Below are 9,470 nucleotides of genomic sequence, written 5' to 3' on the forward strand. Positions count from 1 at the left end.
AACCACTAACCACTGTTTACTAACCACTAACCACTTCCTACTGTTTACTTCCTACTCCACACGATACACTTGCTACACCTTTTGACGAGTTTGCTTTTTAGTGGGCGAAATCATCTTTTTTGGACTCGCGTATTTACAGGTTCGAGTATATATTTAGGCTGGAAAAGTTTTGGCGTTGAAACAAAAATGGGGTGCCCTAATGAATTTCAAAAGTAAGAAAGCCTTTGCAATTGCTGCGACTGTAGCTTTGTCCCTTGCCGTTCCTTCGTTTGCTGCTGGAGTGAGCAATGGCGACATGGAATATGGCGACGGCGGTTGGTATGTGTGGAACAATCCCAATGGTCCGGCGGTTGCCGAATCGCAGATTGCGGTGCCGGGGCTTGGTGTCGATGGCTCGCAGGGTGCGAAGGTCGTCGTGAAGGAACTTCCGAATCCGTGGTGGGGCTTGCAACTCCAGCCGCCTAAATTCCTTGCGGATTCTGGCTTTTACAAGCTTACGTTCAAGGCGAAGGGCAACATGCCCATCAATTCCGTAGTGCAGGGCGGCCCTCCGGATTATCGTCAAAAGGAGAGCGCTTCGTTTGATTTGACCGACAAATGGACGACCTACGAAATGATTTTCTTGGCCGACCAGAAAGGTTACGGCCTCAACAACATTACGTTCCAAATCGGCTTGAAGACTGGATGGATCCAGCTAGACGACGTTGATGTCGAGAAGATGGATGAAATGTCCGACCCGTCTTGGTACAATGCTGCCGACGCCCGCATCGACAGTCTCCGCAAGGCTGATTTTACGGTCAAGGCAAGTCCGGGTGAAAAAGTTCATGTGAAGCTGTTGCGTCATTCGTTCCCGTTCGGAACCGCGCTCGCTCTTTACGACACCAAGGATAGCGTCGAAAAATGGTACAGGAATGCCGCTAAAAAGTACTTCTGGCATGGTGTTTCCGAAAACCAGTTCAAGTGGCCGGAATACGAACCGAAGAAGGGTAAGCTCAAACGCGATGAAATGAAGGAATATACGGACTTCACGAGCCAGAATAATTGGAAACTCCGCGGACATGCTCTCATGTGGAGCCATCAGGGTTACGGTTTCGACAAACATTATAGCAACAAGGGAAACTGCAAGGAAATTGCAGAAAATCTCAAGGCCCGCATTGAACGCGACCTCAAAGAATACAAAGGCAAGATTACGGAATACGACGTGTGGAACGAACCGATTCACGAATCTTGGACGTTCAACAAGTGCGGCTGGGGCATTCTCGACAGTGCGTTTATCTGGGCGCATCGTGCGGACCCTTCGGCGGTACTTTACATCAATGATTACAACGTTGTTGCTGCGGGCGAGACGGACCGTTATTACGGCTTGATTAAGGGCATGCTTGCTCGTAAGGTGCCTGTGATGGGAATTGGCGTGCAGTGCCACTTTGGACTCCGTCCGATTGTGCCGGGCCTCATCAAGGAACGCATCGACAAGCTCGCGTCTCTCGGGCTTCCGGTCAAGGTGACTGAGTTTGACGTGGGCGACTGGCAGGCAGGCATGAACGATACGGAAGAGGTTCAGGCTCAGAAGTTCGAAACGTTTATCCGTACTGCATTTAGCCACCCGGCGGTGAATGGCATTGTGCTGTGGGGCTTCTGGGACAATCGTCACTGGGTTAAGAATGGCGGCATGATTGCGTCTGACGGTCGCGAAAAGCCGGCGGCAAAGCGTGTCTATGACTTGTGGCACAAGGTCTGGACGACGGATATTACGGTGACTGCCGATGCTAATGGCGTTGCGAAGTTCCGCGGTTTCAAGGGCGAGTACCAAGTGGAAGCTGGCCGCAAAAAGTACCAAATGACCGTGAAGTAACACTGTGTAAGTCGGCCTCGGAACACTTCGACAGGCTCACTTCGATTAAACTCAGTGCAGGCAGTGCATCGCAAGTGCGGGGTGATAGGCTTTGCCTGCCTTGTATGTCATCCCGGACTTTGTGCCGGGATCGGTTGTTTACACGTCATACCCGCGTTTAGTCATCCTGAGCATCGCGAAGGATCCAGTTAATTCTTGCGTCGCATTATCATCTCGGCGTTTTCAAACTGTCATCCCATCCCTAAGGTCCCTGAGCCTGTCGAAGGGCCGGGGTCGGTTTTTCTATTTTATAGTCATGAAACAGAAAATCCCCGGAATCCTTTTTTTGCTTGCAATGCCGCTGTCCGTCCTCCTTTACATTAAAGTAGAGGCTCTTTCGGGTTCGGAAATTCTCGGGCTTTTTTCTGCAGTAGGGCTTTACGTCCTCGTCGGCTTAGTCATTGCTTTGCTCTTTAATAAGAAAGAATGATTTTAAACCAGCCTGTCGCGTCGCTCGATACGCGTTTGTCCAACTCTCTACTTCCTACTATTCTCTAGACTTAACTGGATCCTTCGTCCCTACGGTCCTCAGGATGACGAAACGCTTTTGCCTTAACCCTCTAACTTCTAATCTCTAGAGATGATAAGCTGATCCCGGAACGGAGTCCGGGATGACAAATCGTTTTTGCCTCTAGTCTCTATTCTCTAGCTTGTACGGCAGAAGCCTGACTCCGACGGGGTTCATCATGGAGTGCCCTTGGACGTTTGAGGGAAGTTCAAGGCCGAATCCGGTGGCCTTGAGGCGTTCTTCCGTGATGCCTTTGAACAGCAGGAATTCGTAGATAAAGTTCGCTCGTGCCTTTGAAAGTTCTTGCGGGTCGTCTGTTTCTTTTTCTTTGACGCTGCACTGGATTTCAACGGCAATGTCTTTGTGGTGCCGCATGACAGAAACGATGTCGCTCAATGCCGTATAAGAAGAATTGAGTGGCTTTTCCGTTCCTTTATGGAACAGGATTCTTCTTGCGATTTTGTCCAAGTTCTGCCGATCGCGAATGGGGCAGCCGCTCTTATCGACTTGAGTCTTTTCAATCGTATAGGGGCAGTTGTCCAAATAGTCGTATATACCGTCATGATCCGAATCTATCGGACATCCGATGGTATCGACGGGAGCGTCTTTGGGTGTTCTTGGGCATTTGTCATCATCGTCGAAAACGCCATCCTTGTCGCTGTCTATGCGGCATCCCACGCTGTTGACGACGACTCCTTTGGGCGTATTTTGGCACAAGTCCATAAAGTCCGGAACGCCATCTTCATCGGTATCGACAGGACAACCATCTTTGTTTATGTTGTCATCCGGTTTGCTGTTCGGGCATTTGTCCAGTTCGTTCGGAACGCCGTCTTTATCGTTGTCCAAAAAACAGCCGTATTCATCGACTTGAAGCCCTGCGGGTGTGTTTGCGCATGTGTCGTTAATATCGGGAACTCCGTCCTTGTCGCTATCCAAGAGACACCCTTTTTCATCGACTTGCGCATTGGCGGGGGTTCCCGCGCATTTATCTATGCCATCGTGAATTCCGTCACCGTCTTCGTCGTGGATACATCCAAATTCATCAACAGGGTCGTTGGGCTTTGTGCCGGGGCACTTGTCCAAATGGTTGGGGATGCCGTCTCCATCCAAGTCTTCGGGGCAACCCGTGGTATCGACCAAAACAGCGGGTTCTGTGTTGGGGCATTTGTCTATGTCGTCTGCAATACCGTCACCGTCGGAATCTACGGTACAACCGCGTCTATCTACTTTGTATGATAAATTGGACTGTGGGCACAAGTCCCACTTGTCATCGACTCCGTCACCATCGCTGTCAGACCTGCTGAGGTCGAACGTTCTGCTGAGCTTGATGGATGCCGCAATGGGTGGACTGCCGGGGACGGTGTAACTGTATTCGTGTCCTTTGTTCTTTACGGTTATTGGATGGCCGCGACCGATTTTGCGCTTCCTGAAAAGGTCCATGCCCAAATCCGCGCTAATGGAAAGCGTCGTGCGCTTGGGGAGCCTGATTTTTAAACCCGGCGAGAATCTCAGCTGGTCGTTCAAGAATCCGCGCCACACGTCTCTTTTGCGGATGCTTGTTTCGCCGGACGCTTCAAGGACAAGCGAAATCCATTCGTAAGCGAACATGTTCAGTCCTGTACCCCATACGAAAATGTTCTCTTCATTTTCAAAAGTTCTGAGGTAACCCGCGTAATTGTTCCAGCTGATGTATTTGTTGATGTTGATGGTCAGGTAAAGGAGGCCCGCCATGGCGAAGTCCGATGCAGAGTAGGGGTTTGTCGGGTTGTCCTTATGCATGTACCAGAGATGCCGGGGGCGTAATCCTTTCTCGTTCGTTCCTGTGGGGATGAACAGTTCTAATGCAACCGATGTGACGACCTTATCGAAAATTTTTTGATTCGGAGGGGCTACCTTGACCATGAGTCCGAGGTCGCCAAAGCCAAGTCCCTTGAGTTTTGTCTTGCCTGCATCGCCGTCGTAGTGGAAATTCAGGTTCAACCCGACTTCGAGGTTGTCGAATATTCCGTACCCGATATAGCCAAGGACGGAATTGGAGGGGGATTCCTCGGATAGTGCTACGTTGTTGCCGTTTTCGTCGATGAGGTAGCCTTCCAAGCTAGCCAATTCCTTGCTGCTCGACAGTTCGAATCCGCCCAAGACGAAAAGTTCCCCATGAATCAGTGTACGTGCACTGGGAACGTGAATTCCGCCCTTGTTGGCAGAAAAACCGGACTGCGCGAATGCAAAAATGGCGCAAAAGAGAATTGTTAGCAGAATTTTTATCATTTTTTTTAGAATTTAGACATTTTTTTTGAATATCTGTTTGCATTTCCAAATTTATGTATATATTTCAGTTCCGAAGTGAGAAACAAGAGTTCCGCAAACAAATTGCCAGAATGGCATCGAAAGTCGCAAAGAGCGTACAAGGTGAACAGGGTTATCATCATCCTGCAAATTGTCGCTGCTCTTGTGATGTGCGGAGTTATCCTGTATGGCATGAACAAGTTGATGTAAAAATTGGAGGTACGCCTATATGAGCAGAACTTTCTATTGTGGTCGCCGTCCTAAGAATGACGCATTTGACGATACGCCGGATCCGACTTTTTTGGGAGAAGAAGACGATCTGCTGAAAGAAGAAGAAGAACCGCAAGAAGAAGAAGTTGACGAAGAAGTTGATTTTGACAAGCCGTCTTTTGGCCGTAACCCTATTTGGTCTGACTACGGCGAGGATATGGATTTCGACCAGTGATATGGTCGCATAAATTACTTGGACTTGGCTTCGCTTTCATTGTACTTACGCTTTCCGCCTGTGCTTCGAAACCGGCGAAAGTGGTCGCGTTGCCACAAGGAAAACCTATTCAGCCAGAAAAGGTTGTTGTTGATGTACCCCAAGTAAATCCCGGAAAAGAGATTGTCGGGGATTCTTCGAGACCGTCTTGGGTGTATTACCAGTACGGGCTTCAGGCTATAGACAACAACGAATGGGCGGTTTCCAAGCATTATCTCGAAGAATCGCTCCGTTTGCTGGTGACCGAGAAGTACGACTCGACAAAGAGCCGTCTTACCCGTGCTGAAGACTCTATCTACAAGATGCAGATGCCGCTCCGCATTGTGCAAGCTTTGGAAGATGTTTATCCTAATTTGCCGGGAGAGGGGGTGGATTCGACCGCCTCGGATAGTGTTTCCATTGAAGGCGTGGATGCGTATGACGAGAATGTGGCGGATAGCGCCTCTATTCGCGTCATCGAGAATTTTTTGGATACGGTGGATGCCGGTCGATTCTCGTTGCCCATCCGGTTTAACGATCGCGTCATGCAAGAGATTTACTACATGACGACTTCGGCGCGTGCTTTTATTACGCGTTCTCTTTCGCGTAAGACTGCATACGATTCATTGATTTATACAAAGCTTGCCCAAAGGCGCATGCCCAGGGACCTTATTTATTTGGCCTTGGTGGAATCTGGTTTTAATGTGAAGGCGTACAGCCGTGCGAAAGCTGCCGGCATGTGGCAGTTTATCCCTGAAACGGGTATCCGTTATGGTTTGGAACTGGATTTTTGGGTCGATATGCGCCGCAATCCGGAGCTTGCGACCGAAGCCGCTTTGACTTACCTTTCGGAACTGCACAATGAATTTGGCGACTGGCTTTTGTCGATGGCGGCGTACAACTGCGGCGAAGGCCGAATCCGCCGTCTGATTCGCGAAAAACATGCAGATCCTACGTGGGGGGACCGTCCCGTGACTTACTGGGACTTGCAGCTCCCGCAAGAGACGATGCATTACGTGCCGCGAATCCTTGCGGCGATGGTGATTGGGCATTTCCCGGACCATTACGATGTTTCCATTACGAAGCGTCAATTGCCGCCGTACGATACAGTTACCGTCTATGATTCCTTTTCGATGGATGAAATTTCGAAATTCTTGAAAGTCCCCGAAGATACGCTCCGCTCGTTGAATATGGAATTGACCATGTGGTGCACTCCGCCAAACCGTGACGCTTACTTGCTTCGCTTGCCGTATGGTACGCGTGCCGCTTTTGTGCAAAATTACGACCGTATGGAAAAGAACGGATTTTCGAGCTGGAAACAGCATAAAGTCCGCAAAGGGGAGTCTATCGGGAGCATTGCACAGCAGTATGGTGTCCGCGCCGCTGAAATCCAGCGTGCAAACGATATGAGGAAAAACGCAAGGCTTAAAGTGGGCCGCACGCTCCTCATCCCGGTTAAGGTCGCTCCGCGTCGTTCCACAGGCAAAAAGCCTAGCAAGGTTCGTACTTACGTTGTGCAGTTGGGGGATAATTTGGGTTCCATTTCACGTCGTTTCGGCATTTCGCAGGAGTCGCTGCGTGTTTGGAATCATATTGAGGTGGGGTATAACGTAAAAATCGGCGATACGATATATGTTTCCAAGCCGGACCTCAAGCCGAGCAGCTTTGTCCAGCAGCGTGTCGCTCTTAAAAAAGGCGAAAAATATGTTGTACAGGCGGGGGATACATACGCTTTGATTGCAAAGAAGTACAAAGTGCCTGTGTTCCTCTTGCTGCAAGCGAATAATGGCTTTACGAAGCGACTGACGGTAGGAGATTCGCTCGCTATTCCGGCGTATGTACGCCCACCGCGCAAAATGTCCGGCGCTGTCGATGACGGAAATCCGATTGTGGAACCTCCCAAAGTCGAAGTCGATGATTCAAAGTCCAAGTCTTCGAAAAAAACAGCAAGTTCATCGTCTTCAAATTCATCGAAAGGCTCCAAGAATACGACAATTATTTATACTGTGGCCGCTGGCGATAACCTGTATGCAATCGCAAAGAAGTACGATACGTCGGTAAGTGCCATCCGCGAGATGAACGAGATGGGCAATTCCTCGAACATCAAGGTGGGGCAGAAACTCAAGATTCCGGGTTCTGGAACGCCCGCTCCGAGTACGCCGAAGGTCGAAGAAGTGACGCATACCGTCAAGAAAGGCGAGGGCCTTTGGGATATTTCCCGCCAGTACGGCGTGACCATCGAGGATATCGTCAAGTGGAACGGCTTGAAAGACACGAAAATCAAAGTCAATGAAAAACTGAAAATCAAGACGACAAAGAAAAAGAAGAAGTAAAACATGGACCGTGAACTTTAGATGTAAACCGCTTTATTTTGATAAAAAGTGTAAATTCGTGTTTGCTTTTGTATAAATTGAAAAAAATTTGTTTAATTTTAGACGTGAAAATCAAAAATCTCATTGGAGTAAAATATGAATAAGAAAATCTTGGCTCTTTGTGCCGCCGGTCTCCTTTTTTCGATGACTGGTTGCGAAGAAACCATGGACCCGAACGATCCGCAGTCTGTCCGTAGGTATCTGACGAAAAAGCAGATTGGCTTTACGCCGAACCAGTTCGTCTCTTACGCCGTCAATAGCGATACCGCCAAGATGACGCTTTTCCTCCAGGCTTCCTTTGAAATTGACCAGCCGGCAGACAACGGCAACAATGCGGTCGCCATCGCTGCTAACAAGGGCAACATGATGGTGCTCAATTACCTCTTTGATCATGGTGCCAAGGCCAATGTGCAGAACGGCAGCGGCGAAATGGTAATTGACAACGCGGTCAATATGGGCAACAAGGAAGTTGTCGTTCGCATCTTGGAGCAGCTCAAGAAGGAAGGCGTTGCCTCGCAGAATCTCGCTACAGCAGTGCTTCTTGCCGCCAAGACGGGCAAGGCCGACATGCTTGAAGTGCTTGCCGATGCGGGCGCTCCGCTCGAAGCTCGCGGTCCGGATGGCTACCTCCCGATTCATTGGGCTGTAAAGAACGGCAACTTCGATGCCATGATGTTCCTCATCAACAAGGGCGTTGACGTGAATGTCAAGTGCGGTCAGGGCTATTCTGTGCTCGACTGGGCAACGAACGAAGGCTATCCGCGTCTCATCAAGGCTTTGAAGAAAGCTGGTGCCAAGAACACCAAGCAGTACTTCAAGGATTCGAAGGGCTAGTTTATAGCAAGTATCGTTACCTGTAAATTCTAGTTTTCGACATAACGCGATTGTCATGCCCGCCACCGTGCGGGCATCTCTTTTTATAGTATTGTCCCCGACTACGGTTGGTGAGCATATGCCTGTGCTGTGTATGTCGAAGCAAACCATCGGGGATCTTCTTTTTTTTATGTGTAATATTACTATCTTGTCAAATTGAAAATCAACAGGAGTTTTTATGTCTATTCAAGTGATGGTTAATGGCATTCCGGGTAGCATGGGCCGCATCGTTGCTGAAACTTGCGTGGCTCGTGGCTTGGAACTTGTTCCGTATTCTTTGACGGGCGAAATTATCGTGGAAAACGAAGCCGAAGTGGCCGGCAAGACGATTCAGCTTTTGAAGCCCTCTAACCGTGAAGCCCGCATTGGCGAAGTGCTTGCCAAGTACCCGAACATGATTTGCATTGACTACACGCACCCGACAGCCGTGAACGACAATGCCGCTTTTTACGTGAACCACAAGATTCCGTTCGTGATGGGCACGACCGGCGGTGATCGCGAAGCGCTTGCGAAACTTGTTGCCGATGCGAACCACCCGAGCGTGATTGCCCCGAACATGGCGAAGCAGATTGTCGCGTTCCAGATGATGATTGAATATCTCGCGAAGGAATTCCCGACGGCGTTCAGCGGCTACAAGCTCTCCGTGGTTGAAAGTCACCAGAAGACGAAGGCTGACACGAGCGGTACGGCAAAGGCCGTGGTGGGCGACTTCCAGAAGATGGGCTTTGACTTCTCCGTCGATGATATCGAAAAGGTGCGTAACGAAAAGGAGCAGATGGAACGCATGCACGTGCCCGAGGAATATCTTGGCGGTCATGCCTTCCACACCTACAGCCTCGACAGCGCAGACGGCACGGTGCATTTCGAGTTCCAGCACAATGTTTGCGGTCGCAAGATTTACGCCGAAGGCACAGTCGATGCCGTGAACTTCCTCGCTTGCCACCTTGCGAACGGCACCGCGAAACCCTTCACCATGATGGACGTCCTCCGCTCTGGAAAGATGCGTTAAAAAGTAGACAGTAGACGGTAGGAAGTAGACAGTATTTGCTTCCTTCCTACTTCCTACTTCCTACTTCC

The 9,470-nt window shown here is 49.7% G+C and carries 8 protein-coding genes; 7 read left to right on the plus strand and 1 reads right to left on the minus strand.

The genetic code is table 11. The features are described 5' to 3' along the window. Positions 1-199: 199 nt before the first annotated feature. Both IKG78_RS00925 and IKG78_RS00930 read left to right on the plus strand, forming a co-directional pair. On the plus strand, positions 200-1,852 hold the full coding sequence (locus IKG78_RS00925; protein ID WP_290938197.1) for an endo-1,4-beta-xylanase: 1,653 nt from the start codon (positions 200-202) through the stop codon (positions 1,850-1,852). A 295-nt stretch (positions 1,853-2,147) separates the two neighbouring features. Beyond that, positions 2,148-2,321 carry a hypothetical protein gene (locus tag IKG78_RS00930; protein ID WP_290938199.1) on the plus strand — a complete coding sequence of 58 codons (174 nt, stop codon included), beginning with the start codon at positions 2,148-2,150 and terminating at the stop codon, positions 2,319-2,321. Positions 2,322-2,522: 201 nt separating this feature from the next. Here the strand turns inward: IKG78_RS00930 and IKG78_RS00935 are convergent, their stop codons facing one another. Then, the gene (locus IKG78_RS00935) at positions 2,523-4,667 is read right to left on the minus strand and encodes a thrombospondin type 3 repeat-containing protein (protein ID WP_290938201.1); all 2,145 of its coding nucleotides are present in this window, start codon (positions 4,665-4,667) and stop codon (positions 2,523-2,525) included. Between the two features lie 75 nt (positions 4,668-4,742). On the opposite strand from IKG78_RS00935, the gene IKG78_RS00940 reads away from it, so the two are divergent. From IKG78_RS00940 to dapB, 5 genes are all read left to right on the plus strand, one after another. Continuing rightward, the gene (locus tag IKG78_RS00940; RefSeq protein ID WP_290938203.1) at positions 4,743-4,895 is read left to right on the plus strand and encodes a hypothetical protein; all 153 of its coding nucleotides are present in this window, start codon (positions 4,743-4,745) and stop codon (positions 4,893-4,895) included. 19 nt (positions 4,896-4,914) lie between these two features. Then, positions 4,915-5,130, plus strand: coding sequence for a hypothetical protein (locus IKG78_RS00945; RefSeq protein ID WP_290938205.1), 216 nt, complete (start codon positions 4,915-4,917; stop codon positions 5,128-5,130). Next, positions 5,127-7,481 carry a LysM peptidoglycan-binding domain-containing protein gene (locus IKG78_RS00950; protein ID WP_290938206.1) on the plus strand — a complete coding sequence of 785 codons (2,355 nt, stop codon included), beginning with the start codon at positions 5,127-5,129 and terminating at the stop codon, positions 7,479-7,481. The genes IKG78_RS00945 and IKG78_RS00950 overlap by 4 nt, the downstream gene beginning before the upstream one ends. A gap of 135 nt (positions 7,482-7,616) precedes the next feature. Beyond that, the gene (locus tag IKG78_RS00955) at positions 7,617-8,354 is read left to right on the plus strand and encodes an ankyrin repeat domain-containing protein (RefSeq protein ID WP_290938208.1); all 738 of its coding nucleotides are present in this window, start codon (positions 7,617-7,619) and stop codon (positions 8,352-8,354) included. 217 nt (positions 8,355-8,571) lie between these two features. Next, positions 8,572-9,402 (plus strand): dihydrodipicolinate reductase, encoded by an 831-nt coding sequence (gene dapB, locus IKG78_RS00960; protein WP_290938210.1) that lies wholly within the window; start codon positions 8,572-8,574, stop codon positions 9,400-9,402. Positions 9,403-9,470 lie beyond the last annotated feature (68 nt).

Origin of the sequence: Fibrobacter sp., assembly GCF_017545445.1 — a bacterium.
GTDB lineage: Bacteria > Fibrobacterota > Fibrobacteria > Fibrobacterales > Fibrobacteraceae > Fibrobacter.